Raw genomic sequence first — 26048 nt, 5'->3', positions numbered from 1 at the left:
GGCCCCGCGAAGCGGGGCCGGTTTGTTTGGAGCCTCCGCATCCATGAACGCCGCAAAGCGAGAAGCCATCTTCGAGCGCCTGAAGGCGGCGAATCCCGAGCCGACCACCGAGCTCGAGTACGACACACCGTTCGAACTGCTGATCGCGGTCATCCTGTCGGCCCAGGCCACGGATGTCGGCGTCAACAAGGCCACCCGCCGCCTCTACCCCGTCGCCAACACCCCCGAGGGCATCCTCGAACTGGGCCTGGACGGGCTGAAGGAACACATCAAGACCATCGGCCTGTACAACGCCAAGGCCGAGAACGTGATCAAGACCTGCCGCATCCTGGTCGACCAGCACGGCGGCGAGGTTCCACGCGACCGCAAGTCGCTGGAGGCCCTGCCGGGTGTGGGCCGCAAGACCGCCAACGTCATCCTCAACACCGCCTTCGGCGTCCCCACCATCGCGGTGGATACCCATATCTTCCGGGTCGCCAACCGTACCGGGCTGGCCAGGGGCAAGACCGTGCTCGAGGTGGAGAAGCGCCTGATGCGCCTGACCCCGAAGGCCTACTTGCAGGACGCCCATCACTGGCTGATCCTGCACGGCCGCTACGTCTGCAAGGCGCGCAAGCCGGAGTGCTGGCGCTGCCCGATCGCCGACCTGTGCGAATACAAGGCCAAGACCCCGCCGCCCGCGGGCGCCTGACACCCCCAACTCCGAGGACAACCCGCATGTACGGCAACCGCGACCAGATCCGTACCCAGTTCGTCGACGCCTGGCAGAAGGCGCAGGCCGGCGAGCCAGTCACCGACCTGGAGCAGCAACTGGTGGACGTGATCTCGGAACACCCCGAGTACCACGAATACCTGAAGGACCGCGAGACCGCGCTGACCGGCGAGTTCCCGCCCGAGCTGGGCACCTCCAATCCGTTCCTGCACATGGCGATGCACCTGAGCCTGCGCGACCAGGCGCGGACCGACCGGCCCGCGGGCATCCGCGAACTGCACCAGGGCCTGTGCGCCCGGTTTGGCGTGATGGACGCCGAGCACCGCATGATGGAATGCCTCGGCCAGACCCTGTGGGAAGCCCAGCGCAGCAACAGCGCACCGGACGAGAACGCCTACCTCGAGTGCCTCAAGCGCCTGGCGAGCCGGTAGCCGACTGTTCGGCCGGCGCCGGCTGCCGGTCCAGTCCCAGCCGATCCAGCAGCACCAGCATCGCGGGGGTGAACAGCAACGTCAGCGGCGTGGCAATGAACAGCCCCCCGGCGATCGCGGTCGCGAGCTGCACCCAGAAGCCGGTCACCGGCGCCCCGACGTAGAAATCCCTTCCGGCGAAGTCCACGGTCCAGGCCAGCACCATCGGCATCAGGCCGAGGATGGTGGTGATCGCGGTCAGCAGCACCGGCCGCATGCGCTGGGCCGCCGCGCGCAGGGCCGCCTCCAGGGCATCCAGCCCGCGCCCGCGCTGCTCGTTGTAGGTGTCGATCAGCACGATGTTGTTGTTCACCACGATCCCGGCCAGCGCCAGCACCCCGATCCCGCTCATCACGATGCCGAATGGCTCCCCGCGCAGCAGCAGGGCCAGTAGCACCCCGGCGGTGGAGAACACGATCGCCGACATCACCAGCAGCGCCTGCGAGAACCGGTTGAACTGGGTAACCATCATCGCGAGCATCAGGAACAGCGACAGCGCAAAGGCCGCGAGCAGGAAGCGCGCCGCCTCGGCCTGCTCCTCGGCCTGGCCGCGAAACCGCAGCTGCACCTCCGGGTCCAGGTCCATGCCGGCGATGCGCGCCTCCAGCGCGCGCTGGCGCTCGTCCACCAGGTAGCCACTGGCCGCATCCGCCTCCAGGGTGTAGGCGCGATCGCCGTCGCGGCGCTTGATCAGACCGGTGGCCGGTACCGGCACCAGTTCCGCGAAATGCGCCAGCGGCACCAGCCCGGTCGCGCCGGGCAGGTTCAGGGTGGCCAGTTGCTGCAGGTGGCGCTGCTCCGCCGGCAGGCGCAGGCGGATATCCACCTCCTCGTCGCTGTAGTCCGGGCGGTAGCTGCCGAGCTGGATGCCGCGGGTCAGCAGCTGCACCCCCTCGCCCAACAGCGGCACGTCCACGCCGAAGCGCGCCGCCTGCTCACGATCGAAGCGCACCTCCAGCTCCACCCCGGGCAGTGGCAGGTCGTCGGTCACGTCCTCGAAGCCGCCCAGCTCGTCCATCGCACTGCGGATCTCGCGGATCACCGGCGCGATGCGGTCAGCCTGGCGGCTGGAGGCCTCGACCACGATCGGCCGGCCCTCGCGCGGCCCGCGTTCCTGGGCGCGAAACTGCAGGCGGATGCCCGGCAGGTCGGCGGTACGCTCGCGCAGGTCCTCGATGATCGCGGCCGCCGGCGGGCGCTCGCGCCAGGAGATCAGTTCCAGCTGGATCAGGCCGACCAGGTCTTCCGGGTAGTCGCCCTGCAGCCGCCCGAGCTGGGTACCGATGGTCCGCGCATAGACATGCTGGATCTGCGGCACCCCCTGCAGGCGCCCCTCCACCTGTCTCACCAGGGCGTCCGCCTCCCACACCGACAGGTCGCCGCGCGCCTGTACCTGCACCTGCACGAAGTCCGGCTCCACCTGCGGGAAGAACTCCACCCCGCGCCCCTGCTGGGCATACAGCGCATAGGCGGCGGCGACCAGCGCCAGCGTGCCCGCGAGCGTCCAGCCGGGGCGACGCACCAGCGGCTGCAGCAGGCGGATGTAGGCGCGGGTCAGGCCCTGCAGTTCGTCATAGCGACCATCCTCGGCCGCGCGCACGTAGCGCGTCTGGGCCGCGTTGATCGGGTGGCTCTGGCCGATCACCGACCCCAGCGCCGGAATAAATACCAACGCCATCGCCAGCGAGGCGATCAGGGTCACAATCACCGTGGCCGGCAGGTAGACGATGAACTCACCGACCATGCCGGGCCACAGCAGCATCGGCGCGAACACCGCCAGCGTGGTCCCGATCGCGGTGGTGATCGGCCAGGACATGCGCTGCGCCGCGGCGCGGAAGGCCTCCCGCCGCGGCATGCCCTCGGCCACATAGCGGTCAGCCAGCTCCACCACCACGACCGCGCCATCCACCAGCATGCCGACCACCAGAATCAGCCCGAACAGCACCACCACATTGAGCGTGAAGCCCATCAGATAGATCGCCAGGATGCCGCCGAGGAAGGCCCCGGGGATGGCCACCCCCACCAGCAGGGCCGCGCGCGCGCCCATCATTGCCAGAATCACCAGCGCCACGATCAGCACCGCAGCGATCACGCTGTTCTCGAGATCGCCCAGCAGGTCGTCGACATCGCGCGCCATGTCCTGCAGGTAGGTGACCTCGACCGTCTCCGGCCAGTCGGCCCGCGCCACCTCGATGGTCGCGCGCGCGGCCGCCACCACCTCCAGGATGTTGGCCTCCGAGGCCTTGCGGATCTCCAGCGACACCGAGGGCTGTCCGTCGATGCGGGTGAAGCCCTCCGGGTCCAGATAGCTCTGGCGGACCTCGGCGACATCGCGCACCCGCACCACCGCGTCGCCCTCCACCCGGATCGCGGTATCCAGCACGTCGTCGACATCGTCGATGGTGCCCGGCACCCGCAGCGGGATGCGCCCGGCGCCGGTATCCAGCGCCCCGGCCGCAACCAGACGGTTGTTGCGTTCGATCGCCCGGGTCAGCTCGTCGAACGACAGCTCGAAGGTCTCCAGCACCAACGGATCGACCAGCACCTCCATCTGCTCCTCGCGATCGCCGCCGACATCCGCCTCCAGCACCCCGGGGATCGCCTCCACGCGGTCGCGCAGGTCGCGCGCCAGACGCACCAGCGTGCGCTCGTCCAGCGGCCCGGACAGGTTCAGCGTGAGCACCGGGAACAGCGACAGGTCGACCTCGGAGACGCTCGGGTCCTCGGCCCCGGCGGGCAGTTCCGGGCGCACCTGGTCGACCTCCTCGCGCAGGTCCGACAGGGCCCGGCGGTTGTCCCAGCCGGGCTCGAAGTCCAGCCGCACCAGGGCAAAGCCCTCGCCGGCCCAGGACTGCATCTCGTCCACCCCGGGCAGGGTCTGCAATTCGCGCTCCAGCGGGCGCAGCATCAGGCGCTCGGCATCCTCCGGACTGACCCCCGGATAGGGCACGGACACGAAGAAGATGGGGATGTCGATCTCGGGGGCCGCCTCCTTGGGCACCACCTGGTAGGCGGTCGCGCCCAGCACCAGGATCAGTAGCAGGAACAGCAGCACCGTCCGGGCGTGCTCCACCGCCCAAGCGATCAGGGCTTTCACCGCAGGGCCTCGCCCACCGGTTCCGGCCCGGCCGCGCCCGTCGATGCCTCCATGGGCCGGGGCCGCACGGTCTCGCCCGGGGTCACGAAGCCGTGGCCGATGGTGATCACCCGCGCGCGCTCCGGCAGCCCGGTAACCCAGACGCCGTCGGTGGCGGCACGGATCACCTCGACCGCGTGGAAGACCACCCGGTCGTCGTCATCCACCGTCTTCACCCCGACCCGGCCGCTGTCGTCCAGCCCCATCCAGGCCGGCGACAGCTTGTGCGCCGCGACCGTCTCGGTCGGGATCTCGACCCCGGCGCTGATCCCCGAGGGCAGCGCCTCGTCGGCATTCGGGACCTCGACCTCCACACGGAAGGTCTGGGTGCCAGACTCGGCGACCCGCGAAACGAACCGCACCTCGCCCTCGGCGCGACGCCCGTCCAGGAAGCGAATACGCGCCGCCTGGCCCGACTCCACCCGCCCGATCTGGTGCTGCGGCACGTGCACCACCGCCAGTAGCGGGTCGTTGTCCACGATCTCCGCTACCGGGTCGCCACGGGCCACGAAGTCGCCCCGTTCCGCCAGACGCTGATTCACCACCCCGGCCACCGGCGCGATGATGCGCGTGTTGCGGATATCCAGCTCGATCGCCTCCAGCTCCGCGCGGGCGGCCTCGCGCTCGGCCTCGCGGGCCTCCAGCTGGGTGCGCGACACATGGCCCTGATCGTGCAACCGCTGGGCGGCCTCGAATTCGCTCTCGGCGCCGCGCAGCCGGGCGATCGCCTGGCGCCGGCGCGCCTCGCGGTCGTCCATGCGCAGCCGCGCCAGGGGCGCATCGGCGGCCACGCGCGCCCCGCGGGCCACCTCCCACTCGGCCACCTGCCCGGCGGTCTCGGCGCGCACCATCACGCGCAGATCCGGCTCCACCCGCCCCTGCAGCACCAGCAGACGCTCCACCGGCTCCGCCTCCAGCGCGGTCACGGCCACCGCCATCGGCTGCGGCTCGGCCGCCCGCGGCGCCTCGTCGGCCTCGCGCCCGAACATCCCCGAGGCGATCCAGAGGATCACCAGCAGCAGGATGCCCAGCGCGATCAGCACGCGCGTCTGTTCGCGCAGGCGCTGCCACCAGGAATCAGCCATCGCCCCGTCTCCCCTGTGTACCGGCGGTACTCATTTTGCCCCGCCGAACAGGCGCTGCCACCAGCGCCGGCGGCTGCCGGTCGGCGGCATCGCCGCCTGCAGGTCCACCGGCGGCACGCGCGACAGCACCCAGCCCGGCAGCACCCGCAGCCCCGAGGAGCCGCAGCTGGAGCCGAGGTTGTTGGGGTCGAAGATCTTCACGAATTCCGGCACCTCGCGGTCATCGACGTAGACGATCCCGCAGTAGTCCTCGTCGTGATCCTGGCGCAGCAGGGTGTCGACCTCGTCGATGAAACGCCGGAAATCCTCTGCGGAGACCGGTTCCACGGGCACGGTATCCCCTACCGCGTAGACGTACCAGCCGCCATCGGCGCGGTCGCGCAGCAGCGTCCACAGCCGCTCCAGCTGCTCCCAGTACAGGATGCCGGTGGAACCGGCCTCGAAACGTTGCAGGAAGTCGGGCACGGGCCCTTGGGACGCTGGATTCATACGGAGATCCGTTTATCCGGAAAAGACCCTTATCCTAGGGAAACGCTGATCAATGTACACGCTCGTGTAGTTCCCGCATGGCTTGCAGGGAACCCCCGACCGGGGCCAGGCTCTTAATCGGAAAGCCTTTAGCCAAGAAGACTGCGCCATGCGAACCATCTCCCACGCCACTTCCCTGCGCGCCGAGCCGGAACGGGTCTTCGAGTTGCTGAGTCACGTGCCCAACTTTGTCGACCTGTGCGACCACGTCGAGCATATCGAGTGCCTGGGTGACGACTGCTATCGCTGGACCATTCGGGCCGCCGGGATGCGCATGGATTTCGATGTCGAGGTCTGCACCGCGATCGCGCCGGAGCACTTTGCCTGGCGCTCCATCCGCGGGGTGCAGAACCGGGGCAGCTACCGCCTGAGCCCCGAGGGCGAGGACCGCACGCGCGTGGAGTTCGAACTGGAGTACAAGCTGAACCCGCTGCTCGACGCGGCCGTGCGGCGCGCGGCCCAGTCGCTGGTCGACCGGGTGTCGGGCCAGCTGATGGCACGGGCCCAGCAGCGGCTGGACGCCGAGGCGGCCCGTTCCTGACCCCAAACCTGAACCCAGCGTTGCCGGGTGTCAGGCGGTCTCCGCCGCGGCACTGGCATCGGGGCGCGCCAGCAGGTCGCGCAGGGTGCGCCCGTTCAGGCGCTCCTCGCGCGCCTGATCCACCTCTTTCAGCGTCGTCTCCACACTCAGGCTGCCGCGCAGACGACGAATGGCGTGGTCATCACTGTCCTCGCGCAGCGCCTCCAGGATTTCGTCCACGCGGATCGCGTCCAGGTCGCGGGCCGGTACCAGATGCTGGCCCTCGCTTCCCGCCTTCAACAGCAGACCGGCCTCTTCCAACCGGCGCGCCGCATCACCCAGGGCATTGCCCGGCACCGCCAGGGTCGCGGCCACCTCGTCCAGGGTGGGTGCCGGGCGCCCGTCGTGAAAGCGCTGGCCGACCTGCTGCATCAGGTGCAGCCCCATGCGTTCGCGTGCCGCCCCGGACAGGCGCAGGCGGATGCCGCGCACGTTCATGTACTCCGGGTGCTGGACGAAGAAGGCGACATTGGCCCCGATCAGCAGGATCAGCCAGGCGAGGTAGATCCAGATCAGCAGCATGATCATGATGGCGAAGCTGGAATAGATCGCCGCATAGCGCGTTGAACCCGCCACCATGTTGGCGAATACCCAGCCCACGCTCTGCCACAGGAAACCGGCCACCACCGCGCCGATCAGCGCCGGGAGGATCTTGACCCGGGTGTTCGGCACGAACACGTAGATGAACGCGAACGCGGAGATGATCAGGATGTACGGCACCAGCCGCGAGATCTCGGTAATCAGCATGCCGAAGGGTTCGACCCCGGCAATCGCCTGCATCGCGGCCGATGACATCACCGTGGCGGTCAGCCCCAGCGCCGAGACCACCAGCACCGGACCAATCAGGATCACCGACAGGTAGTTGGAAAAGCGCTGGGCCAGGCTGCGGCTGTTCTCCACCCGCCAGATGGTGTTGAAGGCCAGCTCGATCTTCTGCACCAGCGCGATGACGGTATACACCAGGAACAGCAGGCCGACGAAGCCGAGCACGCCCACGCGCATGTTGTCGACAAAGTCGAGCACGTTGTGGGCGATCTCCACCCCCTGCTCGCCCAGCGGTTCAAGCACGCCCAGCAGGAACGGCTCCACCGCGTTGTGGGCACCAAAGGCCTTGAGCACCGAGAACGACAGCGCCAGCAGCGGCACCATCGACAGCAGGGTGGTGTAGACCAGGCTCATCGCCCGCAGCGTCAGCTGGCCCTCGGAGACCTCGCGGGCCAGGCCGAACAGGCCCCGCACGACACCCAGCGGGACCGCCTTCCACCAGGGCAGCGCCGACAGGTCCGTGTCCTGGACCAGCTCGACCAGCTGGCGCCGGCGGGCATCCAGGCGTTCGGCCCAGGCTACGCCCGCCACGCATCACTCCCGTGGGTATGTGGCCCCGTCACCAGGCCCTACTTCTGCCGCCACTGGCCGTTACGGTCCTGGTACCAGTAGCCCGCCGGGGCCTCTTCCACCCAGACGCGGGCAAAGGTCTCGCGGATCTGGCGTTCCCAGTCCGGGCGGTCATTGGCGCGCGCGATCTCGCGGTAGAGCGAATCGCGGTCGGAGTTCTCCTCGCTGACCTGGCGCTGTACGGTGCTGCGGTCCCGCAGCGGCACCTCGGAGAGGTCACGGATCACCACGTCGCCGTTGTTGCCGAACCCGATCGCCCCGCTGCGGAAATGCGGCGCCAGCTGCGGCGCCCGCTCACGCATCGAGGCCCGGATGCGATTGATCGCCGGGGTCTCGATCTGCAGGTCCGGGCTCTGCGCCGCGGCCGGGCTGACCAGACGCTCCAGCACCCAGGCCAGCACCGGCGTGCTGCCCGTCGCGGCGCCGGCATGACGCGGCTGGGCCGGAAGCTGCGCGCCGGACTCGGACTGCGGCGCGGCCTCGCTGTCCGGCACCTGCAGCGCGTCGCGCACGATGGCGCGCGCCGCCTCCTCCGCCGCGGCGGTGGGGAAGTAGATATTGATGGTCACGCAGCCGGCCAGCAGGGCAAACACCAGCGCCAGTCCCGGAACACTCCACAAAGCCTTCATGCCTGTCATCCCTTGTTCGAGCGGGTCCGTCCCGCATGTGCCCAATCTACACCATCATCCTGAATGGCAACCAAACGCTGAATGCGTGGTTACTGCACCACCGGGCCCTCGCCCGCCTGGATCGTGGCCAGGCGGTTGATCAGCTCCGGCCAGTCGACCCGCCGGTTGTACCCGATCACCTGGATCTGCGGCAGCCCGCCACCCTGGACCAGTACGAACCCGTCATCGGGGCGATCGGCGACGCCAGAGGCTGTGCATACGTCCCCGCGCAGCTCGCAACGGAAACCCAGGCGGCGATAGCTGAAGTTCTCGAAGAAGCGCAGAAAGATCGACGACGCCGCCGCCTGGATCCCGCCGCCCAGCTCGGTGATGTTTTCCACCGCGCGCTGGCTGATGCGCCGCCGCCCCGGCGCGTCCATCGGCGTCATCAGCTCCAGATCCATATGCACCGGCGACCAGTCCACCATCACCAGGTCGTTCACGTGGCCCGACAGACGGCCCTGGATACGCCCGAAATCGAAGGCACGGGTGACCAGTTCCAGATCCAGGCGCTGAATCTGCGTCGACAGCCCCAGCTCCGGGGCGTAGCCGAACAGATCGTGGATGTAGACATCGCGCAACACCACCTCGCCGTCAAACACCTGCACCAGCAACCGCCCGTCCACGTTCAGGTCGCCATCCTCCAGGCGGACGCGCGGGATCATTCCCGCCACCTGCCCGGAGAACCGGGGCCATCCCAGCACCTCGGTCAACGGCTCCAGGCTGATGGCCCGGATGCCGCCCTGAAACTGCACATCCGGCCCGGTCTCCGTCTGCTGCAGACTGAAGGCCCCGACCCGCAGCCCACCATCGAGGATCGGGATCTCGGTCGCCTCCAGTAACTCCAGTCCCTGTGGCCGCGCCCGCACCTGCGCGCTGAAGGCATCGAACGGGAGCCCGTAGAGATGGGCGGCATCCACTTCGATGCGCCCCGGACCGCCCGGCACCGTGCCCGACCAGTCGAGACCACCCCGCGCCCCACTGAGACCGAAGCGTCCCCGGCGATCCTGCGCCTCCACCCCGGACCACTCCGCACGCATGTAACGCGGCATGGAATCCTGCAGTTCGATCTCGCCCGCCAGGTGACCCGCGACATCCAGCTCGCCCAGCGGGGTCCCCACCAGCCAGGGCGACAGCAGGGTGTCGTAGATCACCCCCAGCGCCGCGATCTCCGCCTGGACCCGGCCCTCCAGCCCGCGCCCGGGCGCGAACGCCAGGTCCTGCCCCTGCAGGGCCGCCGCCGCCCCATAGTCCAGCGAGAGCAAATCCGTGCGCGCCGAGCCGTTGTCGGCGTCCGCCACCAGGCCACGGGCCTCCAGCACGACCGGCCCCTCGGCGTCGAGATCCACGAACCAGGGATCCACGAACACCACGCCTGCCGTCACGGCCGCCTCCACATCCCAGCCGTTCGCGTCCCCCGCGACCCACAGTCGCGCATCCAGCTCCTCGCCCGCCTGCAGCCCGAGGTCATCGCTGAAGGCGAGGTCATGGACCCGCAGGGTGCCTTCCGAACGGCCGCGTTCACGCCAGCGCAGCGCAACATCCGCCCGGCCCTGCCCGAGGTGCACGGGCAGCTCCATCGGCAGGCGCGGGGAGGCGGCCAGCGCCGCCAGATCAATGCCGTCGAGATCGGCCCGCACATCCCAGCCGCGCGCCGGGTCGCGGTGCACACGAACATCCCCGCTGGCCCCGAACCAGCCCGGCCAGGCGCCCGCCAGGGTCAGCTGACCGCTCTCGCGGCCCCAGACCAGGCGCACCCGCGCGCCGCGCAGGTCCAGATCCCCGGCATCCCCCCAGAGCCGGGCGGCCTCGCAGCGGACCTCGGTACGGCCGAGCCGCAGGTCGCCACATTCCATCCGCAGTCGTCGCAGGGTCCCGATCGGGGCGGGAAGCTCGACGCGTTCCGCGCGGATTTCCAGCGACAGGCCTTCGCGCGTCCATTGCACCCGCGTACTCAGGCCGCGGGCATCGAGATCCTCGCGCAGCAGGGATTCGATCTGCAGGTCGAGCTGGACACCGCCGGCAGCCGATGGGGATTCGGCGGCCGTCACCGACCCCGCCAGCAGGAAAAACACCAACCCGGCCGCCGCGGCCACTGCGCCCGGTGCACCGCGCCGCGCGTGCATCAGGCCGGGTCGCCCCGCTCCGGCAGGCGATCGCGCAGCGGGCGCGTCAGACGCGCCAGCCACTCGCGCAGGGCGAAGCGGGAGGTCTCCAGGGCGTCCAGTCGCGGCAGGAAGTCCTCGACCCGGATCGGGTCACCGGTCGGGCCGCGGAAACCGGCCGGGGCCGGGTCGGCGGCCAGTCCCGCGCGCTCGAAGCAGGCCAGCGCCCGCGGCAGATGTAGCGCCTGGGTCACCACCAGTACCCGCTGCACATCACTGTTCTGGAGTCGCTGGCGGGTGTGGGTGGCGTTCTCGCAGGTGTTGCGCGAGGTGTTCTCCAGCCAGCGCACCGGCACCCCCAGATCGCCCTGCAGGCTCGCCGCCATAAGCTCGGCCTCGGAGCGCCGCCCCGGCAAGGCACCCGGACGCCCGCCGGAGACCAGGATCGGCAAGCCGGTATCGCGGTGCAGCCGCGCCGCATGGCGCAGGCGCTCGTGGGTCTGCGGGTTCAAGGCGTCACGCCCGCCGTCCTCGGCGCGCCCGGGCCAGCGGCCACCCCCCAGCACCACGATGGCATCGGCCCGACCCACCGCGATCACGCCGTCGCGCAGATCACGCTCGATGCTGTGGGCCAGCGGCTGGGCCACGATGTTCAGGCTTGGCAGCACCAGCGCCAGCAGGCCCAGGGCGAGCAGCGCCCGCCCGCCCCGCCAGTCGGCGCGCCACAAGGCCACGCCCACAAGGGTCAGCGTGATGCCCAGCCCGGGCGGCAGCAGCAGGTGCTCGGCGATCGTCTGCAGGGTGGCGAGCACGAGAGTCTCCGCCCGCGACCGGGGTTACTTCTTGCCCGGGGAGTAGAGATAGTGGGCGTAGGTGGCCACGTCCTCGGAGACCCGGCGGATCAGGTGATCCAGGCTGATGATGGCGAACTCGAGCAGGTTCACCGCGATGTACGGCTGCTCGACACGCAGGCGGTCGTACATGGAGCGCGACAGGCGCAACAGGCGGGTATTGTCGCTCAGGGCACGCATGCGCACGCCGCGCGGCACGCGGTCGAAGAACGACATGGACCCGGCCAGTTCGCCGGTCTGCATGCGGCCGACCTCGATCTCCTGGCTGCCGTCGTCGTGGTACAGCGCAGCGGTCCCGCTGACCACGAAGAACAGCGACTCCCCGACCTCGCCGATGTCCGCGATCACCTGCTTGTGATGGGTCTCCACCACTTCCAGGTACTCGAGCAGGACTTCGACCTCGGCCGGCGTCAGGGACGCCGAGATCGGGTGCTTGGAGAGGAATTCGGTCAGCAGTTCCTTGGACATGGAGAGGGTTCCTTCTGACGGGTCCGCGGTAGACGTGAGAGTGCTTTAGAGTATAACGAACACGGCCCCGGGACGGGGCCGACACGCCACGGAACGCCGGGGAGGTAGCCCTTGATCGACATCGACGTCCTGCGCCGTAACCTGCCGCGACGCCTGCGCGAGGGGCGCACCCTCCTGCTGGTCGCCGCCCCGGAGACCACGGACAGTCCACCGGATGTGGAGCAGGAAACGGTGGCAGCGTTTCTCGAGCATCCGCCCGAGCCACGAGTGCCGCTGGTCCTGCTCCCGGACACCCTCAGCGCGCTGGATGTGACCACCGGACAACAACTGCTGGGCGGCCTGCGCGACCGCTGGGCCGACGAGGTGCTGATTCTGCATCGGCTGGACGACCAACGCTGGGACCTGAACGACTTCCTGGCGCTCGGATTCCGGCGCGACCCCGAAGCCGAGACCGCCGCGCCGGATCACGCGGTCTATCGCACCAGCCTGTACGACTACAAGCTCACTCCCGACTGGCTGAACGCCCGGTTCTGGGCGAACCCCGAGATGTGGGACAAGGCCCGCTGGTAACGCTGTGCCGGGCGAATCGCGACGCGGGGACTACTCGTCGCGGGGGTTCAGGCGCGGATGCGTCTCGTCACCCCACCACCAGACCAGCGCACCGGATGCAAACATCGCGATCACCACGAACCAGAAGCCCCAGATCACCGAGCCGCCCAGGTGGGCCACGATGCCCAGGCCCAGGGCCCCAACGCCGTAGCCGAGATCGCGCCAGAAGCGGTAGGTACCGATGGCCGAGCCGCGCCAGTTCGGGTGCGCAATGTCCGCCACCGCCGCACTGAGGTTCGGGTACAGCAGCGCCATGCCGAACCCGGTCACCGCCGCCGCGAAGGACCACCACAGTACGCCCTCGCCGAGCAGGGTCAGGGCGACCCCGCCGCCACAGATCCACATCCCCCAGATGATCGGCTGGCGTCGCCCCACGTGATCCGACAGGCGCCCGGTGAGGAACTGCGAACCGCCCCAGACGAAGCCGTAGATCCCGACGACCCAGCCGATCGCCGCCAGACTGAGCCCCTGCTGATACAGGAACACCGGGTAGAACACCCAGACCAGCGCATCCACGAACTTCTCCACCAGCCCGGCCTGACTGAACGCCGCCATGCGCCGGTCGCGCCAGGACATCAGGGTGAACACCTGCCAGGTCGTCGGCGTGTCGGGGATATTCGTCGGGTAACGCGGCACCGGGCCGGTGGACTGACCGGCCGCATGCCGGGCACCCTCGGCCTTTGCCCAGTCGAGGGTCTCGCGCACGAACACGGCGGTCATCACGATCGCCAGGGCGATCACCACCAGACCGAAGATCAGCAGGCCCCAGCGTGGCCCGAACCCGGCCGCCATATAGCCGGTCACGATCCCCGCCACGGCAACCCCGACATACCCGGAGAACTCGTTCATGCCCATGGTGAAACCGCGCTCGTCGGCGCGGGTGATATCCATCTTGGCGGTCTGCGTCATCGACCACGCCAGCCCCTGGTTCACGCCCAGCAGGACGGTCGCCGCGACGATCCAGCTCCAGGACGGTGCGTAAAGGATCATGAACGGGATCGGGATGGCCGCCACCCAGCCCAGCATCAGGACCGTCTTGCGCCCCAGCCGCTCGGACAGGCGCCCGGCAACGAAGTTGAGCGCCCCCTTCACGACCCCGAAGGCGACCACGAACGCGGTCAGCAGCATGAACGAGCCCTCGGCCACACCGAACTCGCTCTCCGCCAGCGCCGGCACGACCGTGCGCATCATCCCGATGGTCAGGCCAACGAAGAAGACCTGGATCAGTTGCTGCCCGAACTGCCCGAGGTTCTCCCGAATCCCGTGCGTCAGATGGGCGTAGGCCTCCGCGGCCTTGTGATGGTCCGTCATGAAGAGTCCCTCTGCTATCGGATCAGGAGGCGATATTCGCCGCGACGTAGGCATCCATTCCCACCGGGCGCGGGGGGATGTTCTGGGTCAGAAAATCGACGAACGTCTCCCGCTCACCGATCGCAAGCCCCGGGTTGAAGCGCTTTTCGAACCCGAGCGTCGACGACGGCTTCCCGGACAGCCCCGCGCCGCAGGCACTGCCGGCATAGTGACCGGGATAGATCTCCAGTTCGTCCGGAAGGCCCAGGAGGCGCTCGTGAAGGCTGTCGAACAGCCGCCCCGCCATCTCGCGCTCCCGCCCGGCCAGATCGGGGCGCCCAACACTGCCGATGAACAGCGTATCGCCCGTAAGAACGAACCAGGGCTGGTCCCCGCGGCGTTTGTCGGTCACCAGAAGACACAGGCTGTCCTCCGTGTGACCGGGGGTATGGATCACCTCGACCTCGACGTTGCCGACCCCGAGCCGATCGCCATCCTCCAGCGCATGGAAGTCGAACTCCACCACCGAACGATCCGACGCATGCAGGCAATACTCCGCCCCGGCACGTCGGGCCAGGTCACGGCCACCGGAATAGTGATCGGCATGCACATGCGTGTCGATCACATGCGTGATGGCAACACCCGCCTCGGCGGCCCGCTCCAGGAACCATTCCTGGTCCCCGTCCACGACATCCACCGCGATGGCCTTGCCCAGCGATCCACAGCCGAACAGGTAGGACAGCGACGACTCCCGGGTGGGCAATTGATGAAAAAACATGACACTCCTCCTGGACCGTTCACCGGTCGCGTTCTTTTTGTCGGTTGTCCTCATCGGCGCTCACGGGCAGACCGTGGTAGCGCCACTCCGCGATGCCGTCCTCGAGCCGGCTGGCCCGGATGCCGTGCCGACCCAGGATCTGGACGGCCTCGCTCGCCATCAGGCAGTACGGTCCTCGGCAGTACGCCACCACGGGGCGGTCAGTCGGCAATTCGCCCAGCCGGTCGCGCAATTCGCTGACGGGGATGGATCGGGCATAGGGAAGATGGGCGCTGGCGTACTCCATGCCCGGACGTACGTCGAGCACGATCACCTCGCCGCGCCGCGCCCGCTCGAGTAGCTGTTCGCCCGCCATGGGGGCCAGATCGCCCGCACCCTCGGCGATCTCTCGAGTGGCGGCCTGCAGCTCCAGCAGCCGTTCTTCGGCCAGTGTTCGCAGCATCACCCAGAAATCGGCGACATGCCGATCGACCAGGCGGTAGAACATGTACCGGCCTTCGCGCCGGGCCTCCACCAGCCGCGCAAGGCGCAGCTCCTTCAGGTGGGCACTGGCCAGCTTCACGCTGATCTCCGCGTCCGACGCCAGTTGTTCGACGCTCTTCTCCCCCTGCACGAGGATCTCGATCAGCTCCAACCGCTTGGGACTGGCGGCCGCGCGGGCAATGCGGGCCACCTGTTCGTACAGGAGGTCTTTGAGTTCGCGTCCGGACACCGCACACATTCCAATATTCGTTGGAATATAAGCTAACCAACGCGCGCCGCCAACGCAAGCCCTGCTTGCGCACCCGCGCGGGACCGGACCCTCCGGTTTTTGGGGCATTCTGGCGAACGCAGTAATTCCTGAGTACGGTACTCGGGAACTTCAATTAGAAGTTGCTTACTAACTGAATGACTATCCCGTGCCCACGGGCACCCTTCCCCTGCAAAAGGAGGACGTCATGAGCCAGCTGATCAACAACTTCCCGGCCGACGGCGTGGTCACCATCAACCGCGTGATCCTGAAGCCGGAGTACACCATCGACGACCTGCAGGAGCGTGTCGCGGTCCTCTGCGAGAACGTGAAGACCTACCACTCGGATACCGGCTTTGTCGGCGGCTTTGTCGCCCTGAACTCCGGCGCGGTCTCGAACGAGGGCTCGACGATCGGCCAGGCGGTCGAGAGCCCGATGAAGGACAAGGAAGCGCTGATCATTACCTTCTGGAACAGCTTCGAGGAACACGAGGCGTCGCATCAGAGCGAGACCTTCCAGCCCCTGTTCCAGCAGGTCCTGGAACTGTGCGAGAACGGGAACGAGGAGATCGCCTACGAGATGCTCTGGTCCGGCGCGGCCTACGACCCGGAACAGGCCAAGGCCGCCCGCGAGGCCAAGGAAACCCACGCGGCCTGACGGCCGCATGCCGGGAGCGATCCCGGACCAAGGAACTGTCGTCTCTCCAACGACTGTACCCATTGCCGGGGCCTAACGCCCCGGCTTTTTTGTCGGCCGCCCTGGTCGCGCCTCCATAGCCCCCTGCAGGAGCCTGCTTGCAGGCGAATTCCCCTGACCACGTCTGACTTTGGCAGGGGCTTCGCCTGCGAGCAGGCTCCTGCGATTTTCGGGGTGTGCTGAACCGGGGGTCATCTCAAGCATCCGGGCTCTTGCTGACGCCGGAGATCCCGGCTCTGCGCTTCACCCCGGCCGGGTGACCGCATGGCCTCCGAACGCAGACGGGTGTCCTCTCGCCCCGGCCGCGCCGGCCCCAAACGAACGAACCCCGCGGCATGGCCACGGGGCTCGCTGGGTATGCCGAAAAGCATCGGTCTCAGCGCGATGCGTCGTCCCGATCCTCGGGCTCGTGCATCTCCGGCGGCGAAGACAGGGTGTGAGTCTTCTCGTCGTAGCGTCCCTTCAGCTCGTCGGTCTTGCTGTTTTCCCACAGCGGGACACCGACGAAATAACCCGCGCGCCCGATCGCATGGGCGGCCACCGGCGCGGTCAGCAGCAGGAAGCCGATCACCGCCACCGCGCGCGTGGTCACGCCGCCGTCACCGAAGTACACCGCGACCCCGACCATCATCAGGCCAGCCCCCAGCACGCCCGCCTTGGTGGTCGCGTGCAGGCGCATCGGCAGGTCGGGCATGCGCACCAGGCCCAGCGCCGCCACGACCATGAACGCCGCACCCACCACCAGAAACAGCCCCGTGAAGAACTCAGTCATCGTCGCGATGCCCCCCTTTCTCCAGGTAACGGGCAAAGCCGACCGCCGCGAGGAACGCGGTCAGCGCCAGCACCATAGCCACGTCGATGAACGGGGTGCGGCCGCTGGAGATTACATACACCGCGATAAAGCCGATCGTCAGCGATGCGATCAGTTCCAGCGCGACCACGCGATCGGGCAGGGTCGGCCCCAGATACAGCCGCCAGAACCCCAGCAGCAGGGCGATACTCAGCAGCACATTGGAAGCGATGATGGCGATATCGAACATCTGCATCCCCTGCGCCTAGCGCAGGACCTCCAGCGCGCGGTGTTCCAGGTACTTGATGGAGCGGATCACCTCGTCCCGATCCTCGATGTACATCACGTGGATGTACAGCACCTTCTTGTCGGTGGACACGTCGAGGCTCAGTGTTCCCGGGGTCAGCGAGATCAGGTTGGCGACGATGGTGATCTCGCCATCGGTCCTGGCATCCAGGGGGAAGGCGATCACGCCCGGCACCATGTGGTGGGTCGGCGTCATCACGTCATACGCCACCTTCAGATTGGACAGGAACAGCTCCCAGAGGAAGTAGCCAATGAACGCGATGAACTTGGGCACCCGCCGCGCGTAGCTCGAGAAACCCGGCTTGTCGCGCAGCGCGAAGGCCAGCAGCACATAGCCGAGGAAGAACCCCACGAGCAGGTTGCCGGTGCTGAACGTGCCGGTCAGGAAGACCCAGATCAGGGCCAGCGCGATATTCCAGGTCAGCGCGATCATGGCTGTGCCCCCAGTACCGCCTCGATGTACTGCGACGGATCCAGCAGCTGTTCGGCCGACATCAGGGCCATCTGGTAGATCGGCTCGCCGTACAGGCCAATGGCCACGGTCATCAGCGCCAGCATGATCACCGGGAGCCACATCCAGATCATCGGACCGGAGGTCACGTCATCGGTCTCCACGCCTTCCGGCTGCGCCTTCCAGAATACCTCGGCCCAGATCTTGATCATCGAGTAGAGCGTCAGCAGCCCCACCACCAGCGCGACCGCCACCACCCAGTAGGCCTCGGCCTCGATGCCCGCGCGGATGATGATGAACTTCGCGAAGAACCCGGACAGCGGCGGCAGCCCTGCCAGCGACAACGCCGGGATCAGGAACAGCACACCCAGCATCGGATTCGTGCGGTAGATCCCGCCCATCTGCTTCAGCTCGTGGGTGCCCTTCATCACGAAGGTGATCCCGCTGATCAGGAACAGATTCGCCTTCACGATGATGTGGTGCATGATGTAGAACACCCCGCCGACCAGCGCCAGCGGCGTAAACAGCGCCAGCCCCATGATCATGTAGCCGATCTGGCTGATGATGTGGAACGATAGGATGCGCCGGAACTCGTAATGCGCCGCCGCCCCGAGCACGCCGGTCAGCATGGTCGCGGCCGCGACCCACAGCAGGATCTCGTGGGTGTAGTCAACGTCCTGATTGAAGATCAGCGTGAACACGCGGAACAGCGCATATACCCCGACCTTGGTCAGCAGACCCGCGAAAAGCGCGGATACCGCGACCTTGGGCGTGTGATAGGAGGCCGGCAGCCAGAAGAAGAACGGGAACGCCGCCGCCTTCACCCCGAAGGCGACCAGGTACAGCATCGCGATCACGGTGATCAGCCCGGTGTCCTCCACCGTGGCCAGCTTGTCCGCGATGTCGGCCATGTTCAGCGTGCCGGTCAGACCATAGGTCAGGCCGATCGCGGTCAGGAAGATCATCGACGACAGCAGGTTCAGGGTGACGTACTTGATCGCCCCCTCCATCTGCGCGCGTTCCCCGCCCAGGATCAGCAGGGCGAAGGACGCGACCAGCATCACCTCGAACCACACGTAGAGGTTGAAGATGTCGCCGGTCAGGAAGGCGCCGTTTACCCCCGCCAGCAGCAGGTGCAGCAGCGGGTAGTAGCCGAACTTCTCCGACATCTTGCCGATGCCGGAGAGCGAATACAGCGCGGTGGCAAAGCCGATGATCCCGGTCAGCACCACCATGATCGCGGCCAGCATGTCGGACACCAGCACGATCCCGAACGGAGCGGGCCAGGAGCCCATCTCCATCACCACATGGCCGTGCTCCCAGGTATCCGCCAGCAGCCAGACGGAGACCGCCAGCATTGCGCCGGTGCCGAGCACGCCAAGCGAGCGCTGCGCGAAGTGCGAGCGCCAGAACATTACGGACAGTGCGCCGAACAGCAGCGGCAGCACGACCGGAAGGGCTACCGACATCATCATCGATCGGTGTCCTTCATCTGATCCATGTCATCGGCCTGCACCACCTCGTAGGCGCGGTGGATCAGCACCACGGCGAACGCCAGCACCCCGAACCCGATCACGATCGCGGTCAGCACCACGGCCTGGGCCAGCGGATCGGCGGATACGCCCTCGGGCACCGTGTCGCCCGGCGCGATCAGCGGCGGCGCACCGGAGGTCATGCCGGCCACGGTGAAGATCAGCAGGTTGGCGGCATTCGACAGCAGTACCAGCCCGATCACCAGCTTCACGATCGAGCGGCGCAGCATCATGTAGATGGCCGCGGCATACAGGCCGCCCACCACAAAGGCCATGACGACTTCCATCAGTCTTCCGCCTCCGCGAGGTTCAGCATGATGGTCAGCACGGACCCGATTACCACCAGGTACACCCCGATATCGAAGATCAGCACGGTGGAGAGCTTCATCTCGCCGAACAGCGGCGCGGTGAACTCCCACCACTGGGCGGTGAAGAAGGCCTCCCCGCGGAACACCCCGGGGATCGCGCTGATCACGGCCAGCACCATGCCAACGCCCAGCACGTCGCGCGGGTCCACGCGCAGCACCTTGCGCGCCGACTGGATATCCATCGAGAACAGATACAGCACGATCGCCGCGGCCGCGACCAGGCCGCCGATGAAGCCGCCTCCCGGTTCGTCATGACCGCGCAGCAGCAGGAACACGGAGAACAGCAGCAGCAGCGGCAGCAGGAAATGCCCCGCGGTGCGCAGGATCAGGGAATGCATGTTCATCGGCGGTCCTCCGCGCGGAAACGCAGCATCGCGTACACCCCGATCGCCGCCAGCGCCAGCACGAAGATCTCGCCCAGCGTATCCAGCGCACGGAAGTCCACCAGGACCACGTTGACGATATTGCGGCCATAGCCGGAGGGCACCGACTCGTCAATGAAGTACTGCGAGATCGACGGGAACAGGCGCGCATCCAGGGTGCTCAGGATCAACAGCGTGATCATGCCGCCCATCACCAGCGCGATCCCGGCATCGCGCACCCGCAGCGCGGTGGACGACAGGTTCAAGAAACCCGGCAGGCGGAACAGCACCAGCACCAGCAGGATCACGGTCAGGGTCTCGACCAGCACCTGGGTAATACCGACATCCGCCGCGCTGTAAAGCACGTAGACCAGGGCCACGGTAAAGCCCAGCGACCCCAGCGCCGCCACCGCCCCCAGACGCGAGCGCGTCAGCACCGCGAACAGCATCGAGGCCACCAGGATCGCCAGGATCGCGACCTCGTGGATCTTCAGCGCGGCCCAGTCGAGGCCGCCCACGCCGACGTCGAACAGCTGCGCCGTCACCCCGACCAGGCCCGCGGTCATCGCGACGATCACGATCACGTAATAGCGCAGATAGCCGTTCTGCAGCACGCGGGTCTGCCACTCCGACAGTGCCACCAGGCCGTCCATCATCTTGAAGTAGCCCTTCTCCGGGCCGTATTCGGCCGCGCGATCCACCCACGCCAGCGCGCGGCGCGCCTGCTCCCAACGCCAGTACAGCACCCCACCGGCCACCAGGCTGAACGCGGAGATCGCCAGCGGCCAGTTGATCCCGTGCCACAGCGCCAGGTAGCCATCCACCGGCGCGCCCTGCACGCTGGCCGCCGCGGCATTGATCAGGCCTTCGTCCGCCAGTCCCGGGCCGAGACCGAAGATCAGCCCCAGACTCGCAAGCACCGCCGGGCCGGCGAGCATGGCCACTGGAGCGTCATGGTGCGGCGTCTTCGGTGTATCCACCTTGGGCCCGAACCACGGGCGAATACCGACGATCGCGGCCACCGCGACCCCCAGGATCGCGGTCAGCACCGCCAGCAGCGCGAGGATGCCGCCCAGGCTCGGGGCATCGAGCACGGCCTCCAGCATCAACTCCTTGGCGACGAACCCGAACAGCGGGATCACACCCCCCAACGACAGCGCCGCGAGAATCGCGAACGCGGCCGTGACCGGCAGCGCGCTGCGCAGCCCCCCGGTCTGCAGGAAATCCTTGGCACCGGCCTCGTGATCGAGGATACCGGCGACCATGAACAGCGCGCCCTTGTACAGCGAGTGCGCCAGCAGGAAGGCCATCGCCGCCATCAATGCGGTTTCGGTGCCGATCCCGATCAGCATGGTCAGCGTACCCAGGGCCATCACCGTGGAGTACGCCAGCACCTTCTTCACCCCGGTCGAGCGGAAGGCCAGGAACACACCGGTGAACATGGTCACCGCACCGAACAACGCCAGCGTGGTGAACCAGATGTCGGTGCCACCCAGCGACGGGTTCAGGCGCGCCAGCAGGTATACGCCGGCCTTCACCATGGTCGCGGAGTGCAGGTAGGCGGAGACCGGGGTCGGCGCAGCCATCGCGCGCGGCAGCCAGAAATGGAACGGGACCTGCGCCGATTTGGTGAAGGCCCCGATCAGGATCAGCAGCAACAACGGCAGGTACAGCGCATGCTCGCGCACCACGTCGCCGTTGTTGAGGATCTCGGACAGCTCCCAGGAACCGCCGGCCATCGCCAGCATGATGATCCCGGCCAGCAGTGCCAGACCGCCGCCCACGGTGACGAACAGGCCCTGCAAGGCGTACTTCCGGGCGTCCGCGTTCTCGTGGTTGTAACCGATCAGCAGATAGGACGTGATGCTGGTCAGCTCCCAGAACACGAACATCGCGACCAGGTTGTCCGCCAGCACCAGCCCCAGCATGGAGCCCATGAAGGCGAGGATGATCACGTAGAAGCGCCCGAGGTCACGGTCCCCCTCGAGGTAGCGCCCGGCGTAGGTGACGATGAAGAAGCCGATGCCCGAGATCAGCAGCGCGAACAGCAGCGACAGCCCGTCCACCAGGAACGAGAGCTGGATATCCAGCCCTGGCAGCCACGGCCAGGCCAGCACGATGGACTCGCCACTGGAGACCGCCGGCAGGAAACTCAGGAAGTAGACGAACAACGCCGCCGGCAACAGACCCAGCACCCAGCCGCTGGCACGGCCGGTCAGGCGGTGCACCGCGGGGGCGGCTGCCGCCAGCAGGAACGTTGAGAGAATTGCGTAGAGCATCCGGCCAGCTCAGTCCTTTTGGTTCCGGGCCAAGGACGCGGCCCGCGGCCACGCGTACAAATCGTTCCGTCGCAACCGAGACAGGCCGGTACCTGCCCGTCTCGAACGGTCGCGGAAGCCTACTGACTTGGGTGGGACCGCGCAAGAAACGTGATGTTCCTCGCGCGGACCGTTCCGGGAAACGCGCTGCCGGTCAGACCCAGTCGCTGCGCCGCCGGCGCGTGGGGATGCGCGTCAGGATAATGCCCAGGATCACCGAACCCACGGTGACCAGGGCCCCGGTCATGAACCACTTGCGCTGGCTGTCGGCCTGCATCACCTCGACCTGACGCCGATACTCGTCGGCCGAATCACGGGACTCGATCAGTTCCTGCTCCAGCCGGCGGTTCTCGCGTTGAATCTCCTGCGGCCGCTCCGCGATATCCCGCAGCTCTTCCAGTTCCGACTCCATATCCGCGATCCGGGCCTGAAGTTCATCACGCTCGGTCGTCAGTTCGTTGCGCCGGTCCAGCAACTCCGCGATCCGGCCCTCCTGATCATCCGCACCGGAACGGATCTCGGCCAGCTCGGCCTCGACCTCGGCCAGGCGCTCGCGGGAGTGCGGCTCGTCCTGCAAATAGCGGGTCAGGATCCACGCCTCGTTGCCACTGGGCAGCCGCACCCGGCTCCAGCCGTCACCGGACTGTTCCATCACCGTGACCGGCTGGCCGGCGCGCACCGCACTGACAATGCGGTTCTGGTTCGAGGGGCCGCCGCGCACGCCGACCTCGAGTTCCTCACTGACATAGCGCGTCTGCTGCGCGGCCGCCCCGCTCCAGGCCACCAGCATCACGCTCCCCAGAACCAGCGCCATCACGCGCATCGACCACCGTTTCATCGTCATTTCCGCTGCCATCTCTTGATTCGCCCGGGATATCCGGCGCCGCATTCTACAGGGGGCAGAAAGCCGCGCACGCAAAGCCGTACCGGGGGTTGATCGAGTTCACATTCCGGCTTCCTGACACTTACACGAACCGCTCGCGCACGGCCCGCGAGGGGAACGTGATCAGATCAAATGCCACCGGAAGCAGACGCCGCACTTGCGCCGCCGCGACCGCCAGCAGGTACAGGATACCCGCCAGCACCGCCAGCACGAGCGTCAGCAGGCCGCCCAGAATAACCCGGGTCGCCTGTAGCACCCCCACCAGCCAGATCGGCGCCAGCGCAACGATCAGGGGTACCAGAAGGCCCAGAACCGCGCCCACCGACTGCTCGAACAGGTTCAGGGTCGGCGGCAACGCGTCGCCCCCGGCCAGCGGGGTATCCATCAACTCCTGACGATACGCCACCCACTCCAGATGAAAGCCTCCCAGCGCGGAGATCAGCGCGAGCACGGCCAGCGCAACGCCTGCCACCACCACCAGCGCCCGGCGCACGCCCTCACTACCATCCATCATCGCCTGCGGCAGCAGACGGGACACGCCGCGGGCCTCGGCCAGCAGCCAGCCGGAGACCGCCGCGGCCCCCAGCAGGGTCGCCACCACCAGATTCGGGAAGGCCACCCCGCCGGCCTCCAGCGAGGCCGGAAACTGCGTCCCCAGGGCCGGATCGAACAGCCGCTGGTACACCACCACGGCCACCGCGGTCAGTACCAGTCCGGCCGCGCCCAGCAGCCACTGACTGCCGGCCTGGGCATACGCGGGCAGGTGCCGCTGCGCCGGATGGTCCCGGTTCTCGCAGTTCGCCAGACCGTTATCCAGGCGCTCGCCCTGGCGTTGCAGGTCGGCCAGGCGCCGGTGTACCTGCTCCAGGCGCCCGGTCAATTCGTGCAACGGGGCTTCCAGGCGTCGCCGGGCCGACAGCAGGCCACGCGCCATCTGTCGGTGCTCCTCCATGCCGAGCCGTGCAATCCGCAACACCGTTTCCTGCATGTCCTGCGCCAGGCGCTGCCCCTGCGGGCTGTCGCCCACCGGCGTGCTCGCCAGAGCCTCCAGGCGGCTGACCCAGCCGGGCTCGGCGGAAAGACGCCCCTCGTCGCGGGCATAGGCATCCTCCAGCTGGCGCAGGGTCTCGTGAACCTGCTGGCGCAGATCGGGGATCTCGGCCAGATCGTGGCCCACCAGGCGAGCGTAACGCCGCTCCAGGGCATGGACCGCCACATGAACGCGTTCGGCCTCCAGCCGGGCCAGGTGGGCGTGGTGCCAGCGCTGGGTCGCGTCGCGCAGATGCAGCACCTGCCGCCGGAGGGCACACGTCAGGCGTGTCACGCCGCCGGTCAGCCCCACCAGCAAGCGGCGCAAGGGCCGCCGTGCCAGGTCCAGCACCACGATTGCGACCACGATCCCCAGCACCCACAGCATTACAGTGACGGCCACGACTCCCCCTCGCTTGTTGTTCTTTCAGGCATGGTCCGCGCCCGCCACCTCGGGCGCAACTCCGGCCCCACCAACCGGTTGCCTGATTATGTCGAATCGTTCCGGTTCCCGTCTCCACGCCGGGCCAATCACGCTCAAGTTTGCCGCGCCCGCGCCGATACCCGGATTAAATCCCCGGAGACCTCGCGATGCTCAGCCTCGACCTCATGCCGGCACCCGAACCGGCCCGCACCGAGAACCCCGCCTGGCTCGACGCCGGCTTCACCGCCGGCTGGCTCCCGGCCTTCCGCAACCGCCGCACCGGCGAGGTTCGCGCCAGCCACCTGGAAGACGGGCGCCTGGCCTGTACCCACATCCTGGATACGGTCCCGACCGCGTGGGTGGCCGAGCACGACGATCAGGGCCGCCCCGGCGCCCTGATCGCCGACATCCAGGCCGGCTACCTGCGCGGCGACCGCTTCTTCACCCTCGCGGAACTGCTACGGTATCCCTCCGACGCCTGATCCGGGGCACGCAGAGCTCTCGACAGGTTGTCCCAGGACGTTCCGAGGACAACCTAATCAGCCCCACCCCCGGGACCATCGGCGCACCGCCGAATCCCGTCGCAATTGCTTTTGCGCGCCGGTTTCGGTCCAATACCGGCCTTTTCCCCGAGCGGCGCTCCCATGCAGAAGAATCAGTACGATCGCGACGAACTCCTGGCCTGTGGCTACGGCAACATGTTCGGTCCGGGCAACGCCCAGTTGCCGGTCCCCAACATGCTGATGATGGACCGGGTCCTGGAGATCAACAGCGACGGCGGCCAGTACGGCAAGGGCGAGATGATCGCCGAGCTGGATATCAATCCCGACCTCTGGTTCTTCGCCTGCCACTTCCCCGGCGACCCGGTGATGCCCGGCTGCCTCGGCCTCGACGCCATGTGGCAGCTGGTCGGCTTCTACCTCGCATGGCTCGGCAATCCGGGACGCGGGCGCGCCCTGGGCGTGGGCGAGGTCAAGTTCACCGGGCAGGTCCTTCCGACGGCCAAGAAGGTCACCTACCATATCGACATGAAGCGCGTGATCTCGCGCAAGCTGGTGCTCGGCATCGGCGACGGCATCGTCAAGGTCGACGGCCGGCCGATCTACGAGGCCCACGACCTCCGCGTCGGCCTGTTCACCTCCACCGAAAACTTCTAGCCCCACCGGCTCCCACCATCACAAGCGCGGGAGCCGGTGTTCTTCGCCCTCTCACGTTTCCCTGCCTTCTACCCGCCGCCTGCCTCGTGGTGGCTGGTCCTGGAGTGGCATCCGGTGTTTACGAGCCTTCGGTCCGCGTACCGCCGATTGTTGGCTAGGCCTGGTTCGGCATCCGGTGTTTATGGTGCCTTCGTCCGGCCACCTGCCAGGCGCTGACTCGCCAGCGCGCCCCGAGGTACTTCTTTGCTCGTGCAAAGAAGTACCCAAGAAACACGCCCGACTGCCGCGACCCCGGCCCGCTGCGCGGGCCGGGGTTTCCCTCGCTC

27 protein-coding genes are annotated in these 26048 nt (G+C 67.8%); 7 read left to right on the top strand and 20 right to left on the bottom strand.

Translation table 11 applies throughout. The features are described from left to right. The first annotated feature begins 43 nt into the window (after positions 1-43). On the top strand, positions 44-691 hold the full coding sequence (gene nth, locus F793_RS0109525; protein WP_018878554.1) for an endonuclease III: 648 nt from the start codon (positions 44-46) through the stop codon (positions 689-691). 26 nt (positions 692-717) lie between these two features. Next, positions 718-1143 (top strand): DUF1841 family protein, encoded by a 426-nt coding sequence (locus F793_RS0109520; protein WP_018866887.1) that lies wholly within the window; start codon positions 718-720, stop codon positions 1141-1143. On the opposite strand, the gene F793_RS0109515 is transcribed toward F793_RS0109520, so the two are convergent. From F793_RS0109515 to F793_RS0109505, 3 genes are read right to left on the bottom strand one after another with little or no spacing between them, the layout of a single operon-like run. Then, on the bottom strand, positions 1121-4279 hold the full coding sequence (locus tag F793_RS0109515) for an efflux RND transporter permease subunit (protein ID WP_018882502.1): 3159 nt from the start codon (positions 4277-4279) through the stop codon (positions 1121-1123). The genes F793_RS0109520 and F793_RS0109515 overlap by 23 nt on opposite strands. Continuing rightward, the gene (locus F793_RS0109510; protein ID WP_018882501.1) at positions 4276-5403 is read right to left on the bottom strand and encodes an efflux RND transporter periplasmic adaptor subunit; all 1128 of its coding nucleotides are present in this window, start codon (positions 5401-5403) and stop codon (positions 4276-4278) included. The genes F793_RS0109515 and F793_RS0109510 overlap by 4 nt, the downstream gene beginning before the upstream one ends. A 30-nt stretch (positions 5404-5433) precedes the next feature. Next, entirely contained in the window at positions 5434-5892 is a 459-nt protein-coding gene (locus F793_RS0109505; protein WP_026280887.1) for a hypothetical protein, read from the bottom strand. Positions 5893-6040: 148 nt separating this feature from the next. On the opposite strand from F793_RS0109505, the gene F793_RS0109500 reads away from it, so the two are divergent. Further along, positions 6041-6472: an SRPBCC family protein gene (locus tag F793_RS0109500; RefSeq protein WP_018866891.1), complete on the top strand. Its 432-nt coding sequence runs from the start codon at positions 6041-6043 to the stop codon at positions 6470-6472. A 30-nt stretch (positions 6473-6502) separates the two neighbouring features. Here F793_RS0109500 and F793_RS0109495 read toward each other — a convergent pair whose 3' ends face one another. The 5 genes from F793_RS0109495 to F793_RS0109475 all read right to left on the bottom strand — a co-directional run bounded on the left by F793_RS0109495 (position 6503) and on the right by F793_RS0109475 (position 11998). Further along, positions 6503-7867 (bottom strand): YihY/virulence factor BrkB family protein, encoded by a 1365-nt coding sequence (locus F793_RS0109495; protein ID WP_018878558.1) that lies wholly within the window; start codon positions 7865-7867, stop codon positions 6503-6505. Between the two features lie 38 nt (positions 7868-7905). Next, the gene (locus F793_RS0109490) at positions 7906-8535 is read right to left on the bottom strand and encodes a YdbL family protein (RefSeq protein ID WP_018866893.1); all 630 of its coding nucleotides are present in this window, start codon (positions 8533-8535) and stop codon (positions 7906-7908) included. A gap of 89 nt (positions 8536-8624) precedes the next feature. Beyond that, positions 8625-10700, bottom strand: coding sequence for a hypothetical protein (locus tag F793_RS0109485; RefSeq protein ID WP_018882499.1), 2076 nt, complete (start codon positions 10698-10700; stop codon positions 8625-8627). Continuing rightward, on the bottom strand, positions 10700-11491 hold the full coding sequence (locus tag F793_RS0109480; RefSeq protein WP_018882498.1) for a YdcF family protein: 792 nt from the start codon (positions 11489-11491) through the stop codon (positions 10700-10702). Before F793_RS0109480 ends, F793_RS0109485 begins: the two co-directional genes overlap by 1 nt. A 24-nt stretch (positions 11492-11515) precedes the next feature. Beyond that, positions 11516-11998 carry a Crp/Fnr family transcriptional regulator gene (locus F793_RS0109475; RefSeq protein WP_018866896.1) on the bottom strand — a complete coding sequence of 161 codons (483 nt, stop codon included), beginning with the start codon at positions 11996-11998 and terminating at the stop codon, positions 11516-11518. 111 nt (positions 11999-12109) lie between these two features. Here F793_RS0109475 and F793_RS0109470 point away from each other — a divergent pair, with 111 nt between their 5' ends. Beyond that, positions 12110-12568, top strand: a complete 459-nt coding sequence (locus F793_RS0109470; protein ID WP_018866897.1) for a DUF6231 family protein — start codon at positions 12110-12112, stop codon at positions 12566-12568. A gap of 30 nt (positions 12569-12598) precedes the next feature. Here F793_RS0109470 and F793_RS0109465 read toward each other — a convergent pair whose 3' ends face one another. Genes F793_RS0109465 through F793_RS0109455 form a run of 3 tightly spaced genes read right to left on the bottom strand, consistent with a single transcriptional unit; the run spans position 12599 to position 15396 of the window. After that, a complete protein-coding gene (locus F793_RS0109465; protein WP_018882497.1) occupies positions 12599-13918 on the bottom strand; it encodes an MFS transporter in 1320 nt (439 codons plus the stop codon). A 22-nt stretch (positions 13919-13940) separates the two neighbouring features. Further along, entirely contained in the window at positions 13941-14675 is a 735-nt protein-coding gene (locus F793_RS0109460; protein WP_018882496.1) for an MBL fold metallo-hydrolase, read from the bottom strand. A gap of 19 nt (positions 14676-14694) precedes the next feature. Then, a complete protein-coding gene (locus tag F793_RS0109455; RefSeq protein WP_018866900.1) occupies positions 14695-15396 on the bottom strand; it encodes a metalloregulator ArsR/SmtB family transcription factor in 702 nt (233 codons plus the stop codon). A gap of 217 nt (positions 15397-15613) precedes the next feature. Between F793_RS0109455 and F793_RS0109450 the strand changes: the two genes are divergently transcribed. Then, entirely contained in the window at positions 15614-16063 is a 450-nt protein-coding gene (locus F793_RS0109450; RefSeq protein WP_017942339.1) for a hypothetical protein, read from the top strand. Between the two features lie 415 nt (positions 16064-16478). On the opposite strand, the gene mnhG is transcribed toward F793_RS0109450, so the two are convergent. From mnhG to F793_RS0109405, 9 genes are all read right to left on the bottom strand, one after another. Beyond that, on the bottom strand, positions 16479-16874 hold the full coding sequence (mnhG, locus tag F793_RS0109445; protein ID WP_018878878.1) for a monovalent cation/H(+) antiporter subunit G: 396 nt from the start codon (positions 16872-16874) through the stop codon (positions 16479-16481). After that, positions 16867-17142, bottom strand: coding sequence for a monovalent cation/H+ antiporter complex subunit F (locus F793_RS0109440; RefSeq protein ID WP_026279247.1), 276 nt, complete (start codon positions 17140-17142; stop codon positions 16867-16869). The genes mnhG and F793_RS0109440 overlap by 8 nt, the downstream gene beginning before the upstream one ends. Positions 17143-17157: 15 nt before the next feature. Next, positions 17158-17631: a Na+/H+ antiporter subunit E gene (locus F793_RS0109435; RefSeq protein ID WP_018866904.1), complete on the bottom strand. Its 474-nt coding sequence runs from the start codon at positions 17629-17631 to the stop codon at positions 17158-17160. Continuing rightward, positions 17628-19124 carry a Na+/H+ antiporter subunit D gene (locus tag F793_RS0109430; protein WP_018866905.1) on the bottom strand — a complete coding sequence of 499 codons (1497 nt, stop codon included), beginning with the start codon at positions 19122-19124 and terminating at the stop codon, positions 17628-17630. Before F793_RS0109430 ends, F793_RS0109435 begins: the two co-directional genes overlap by 4 nt. Further along, positions 19121-19468: a Na+/H+ antiporter subunit C gene (locus F793_RS0109425; protein WP_018866906.1), complete on the bottom strand. Its 348-nt coding sequence runs from the start codon at positions 19466-19468 to the stop codon at positions 19121-19123. The genes F793_RS0109430 and F793_RS0109425 overlap by 4 nt, the downstream gene beginning before the upstream one ends. After that, the gene (locus F793_RS0109420) at positions 19468-19893 is read right to left on the bottom strand and encodes a Na+/H+ antiporter subunit B (protein WP_017942333.1); all 426 of its coding nucleotides are present in this window, start codon (positions 19891-19893) and stop codon (positions 19468-19470) included. The genes F793_RS0109425 and F793_RS0109420 overlap by 1 nt, the downstream gene beginning before the upstream one ends. Beyond that, entirely contained in the window at positions 19890-22190 is a 2301-nt protein-coding gene (locus F793_RS0109415; RefSeq protein WP_018882495.1) for a putative monovalent cation/H+ antiporter subunit A, read from the bottom strand. Before F793_RS0109415 ends, F793_RS0109420 begins: the two co-directional genes overlap by 4 nt. Before the next feature lie 193 nt (positions 22191-22383). Continuing rightward, on the bottom strand, positions 22384-23052 hold the full coding sequence (locus tag F793_RS0109410; RefSeq protein WP_018875777.1) for a TIGR04211 family SH3 domain-containing protein: 669 nt from the start codon (positions 23050-23052) through the stop codon (positions 22384-22386). A 142-nt stretch (positions 23053-23194) separates the two neighbouring features. Beyond that, the gene (locus tag F793_RS0109405) at positions 23195-24529 is read right to left on the bottom strand and encodes a hypothetical protein (RefSeq protein ID WP_018882494.1); all 1335 of its coding nucleotides are present in this window, start codon (positions 24527-24529) and stop codon (positions 23195-23197) included. 203 nt (positions 24530-24732) lie between these two features. On the opposite strand from F793_RS0109405, the gene F793_RS0109400 reads away from it, so the two are divergent. Continuing rightward, a complete protein-coding gene (locus tag F793_RS0109400; RefSeq protein WP_018866910.1) occupies positions 24733-25047 on the top strand; it encodes a hypothetical protein in 315 nt (104 codons plus the stop codon). A gap of 162 nt (positions 25048-25209) precedes the next feature. After that, positions 25210-25722 (top strand): 3-hydroxyacyl-[acyl-carrier-protein] dehydratase FabA, encoded by a 513-nt coding sequence (fabA, locus tag F793_RS0109395; RefSeq protein WP_018866911.1) that lies wholly within the window; start codon positions 25210-25212, stop codon positions 25720-25722. The last annotated feature ends 326 nt before the right edge of the window (positions 25723-26048 follow it).

The sequence above is a fragment of the Thioalkalivibrio sp. ALE22 genome, from assembly GCF_000381445.1.
Classification (GTDB): Bacteria; Pseudomonadota; Gammaproteobacteria; order Ectothiorhodospirales; family Ectothiorhodospiraceae; genus Thioalkalivibrio.
This window is presented reverse-complemented; position numbering and strand designations above follow the sequence as displayed.

Coding starts and splice junctions, on each gene's coding strand:
- nth (WP_018878554.1), top strand. CDS start 44: ATGAACGCCGCAAAGCGAGAAGCCATCTTCGAGCGCCTGAAGGCGGCG.
- F793_RS0109520 (WP_018866887.1), top strand. CDS start 718: ATGTACGGCAACCGCGACCAGATCCGTACCCAGTTCGTCGACGCCTGG.
- F793_RS0109510 (WP_018882501.1), bottom strand. CDS start 5,403: ATGGCTGATTCCTGGTGGCAGCGCCTGCGCGAACAGACGCGCGTGCTG.
- F793_RS0109505 (WP_026280887.1), bottom strand. CDS start 5,892: ATGAATCCAGCGTCCCAAGGGCCCGTGCCCGACTTCCTGCAACGTTTC.
- F793_RS0109500 (WP_018866891.1), top strand. CDS start 6,041: ATGCGAACCATCTCCCACGCCACTTCCCTGCGCGCCGAGCCGGAACGG.
- F793_RS0109490 (WP_018866893.1), bottom strand. CDS start 8,535: ATGAAGGCTTTGTGGAGTGTTCCGGGACTGGCGCTGGTGTTTGCCCTG.
- F793_RS0109485 (WP_018882499.1), bottom strand. CDS start 10,700: ATGCACGCGCGGCGCGGTGCACCGGGCGCAGTGGCCGCGGCGGCCGGG.
- F793_RS0109475 (WP_018866896.1), bottom strand. CDS start 11,998: ATGTCCAAGGAACTGCTGACCGAATTCCTCTCCAAGCACCCGATCTCG.
- F793_RS0109465 (WP_018882497.1), bottom strand. CDS start 13,918: ATGACGGACCATCACAAGGCCGCGGAGGCCTACGCCCATCTGACGCAC.
- F793_RS0109460 (WP_018882496.1), bottom strand. CDS start 14,675: ATGTTTTTTCATCAATTGCCCACCCGGGAGTCGTCGCTGTCCTACCTG.
- F793_RS0109455 (WP_018866900.1), bottom strand. CDS start 15,396: ATGTGTGCGGTGTCCGGACGCGAACTCAAAGACCTCCTGTACGAACAG.
- F793_RS0109450 (WP_017942339.1), top strand. CDS start 15,614: ATGAGCCAGCTGATCAACAACTTCCCGGCCGACGGCGTGGTCACCATC.
- mnhG (WP_018878878.1), bottom strand. CDS start 16,874: ATGACTGAGTTCTTCACGGGGCTGTTTCTGGTGGTGGGTGCGGCGTTC.
- F793_RS0109440 (WP_026279247.1), bottom strand. CDS start 17,142: ATGTTCGATATCGCCATCATCGCTTCCAATGTGCTGCTGAGTATCGCC.
- F793_RS0109435 (WP_018866904.1), bottom strand. CDS start 17,631: ATGATCGCGCTGACCTGGAATATCGCGCTGGCCCTGATCTGGGTCTTC.
- F793_RS0109430 (WP_018866905.1), bottom strand. CDS start 19,124: ATGATGATGTCGGTAGCCCTTCCGGTCGTGCTGCCGCTGCTGTTCGGC.
- F793_RS0109425 (WP_018866906.1), bottom strand. CDS start 19,468: ATGGAAGTCGTCATGGCCTTTGTGGTGGGCGGCCTGTATGCCGCGGCC.
- F793_RS0109420 (WP_017942333.1), bottom strand. CDS start 19,893: ATGAACATGCATTCCCTGATCCTGCGCACCGCGGGGCATTTCCTGCTG.
- F793_RS0109415 (WP_018882495.1), bottom strand. CDS start 22,190: ATGCTCTACGCAATTCTCTCAACGTTCCTGCTGGCGGCAGCCGCCCCC.
- F793_RS0109410 (WP_018875777.1), bottom strand. CDS start 23,052: ATGCGCGTGATGGCGCTGGTTCTGGGGAGCGTGATGCTGGTGGCCTGG.
- F793_RS0109405 (WP_018882494.1), bottom strand. CDS start 24,529: ATGCTGTGGGTGCTGGGGATCGTGGTCGCAATCGTGGTGCTGGACCTG.
- F793_RS0109400 (WP_018866910.1), top strand. CDS start 24,733: ATGCTCAGCCTCGACCTCATGCCGGCACCCGAACCGGCCCGCACCGAG.
- fabA (WP_018866911.1), top strand. CDS start 25,210: ATGCAGAAGAATCAGTACGATCGCGACGAACTCCTGGCCTGTGGCTAC.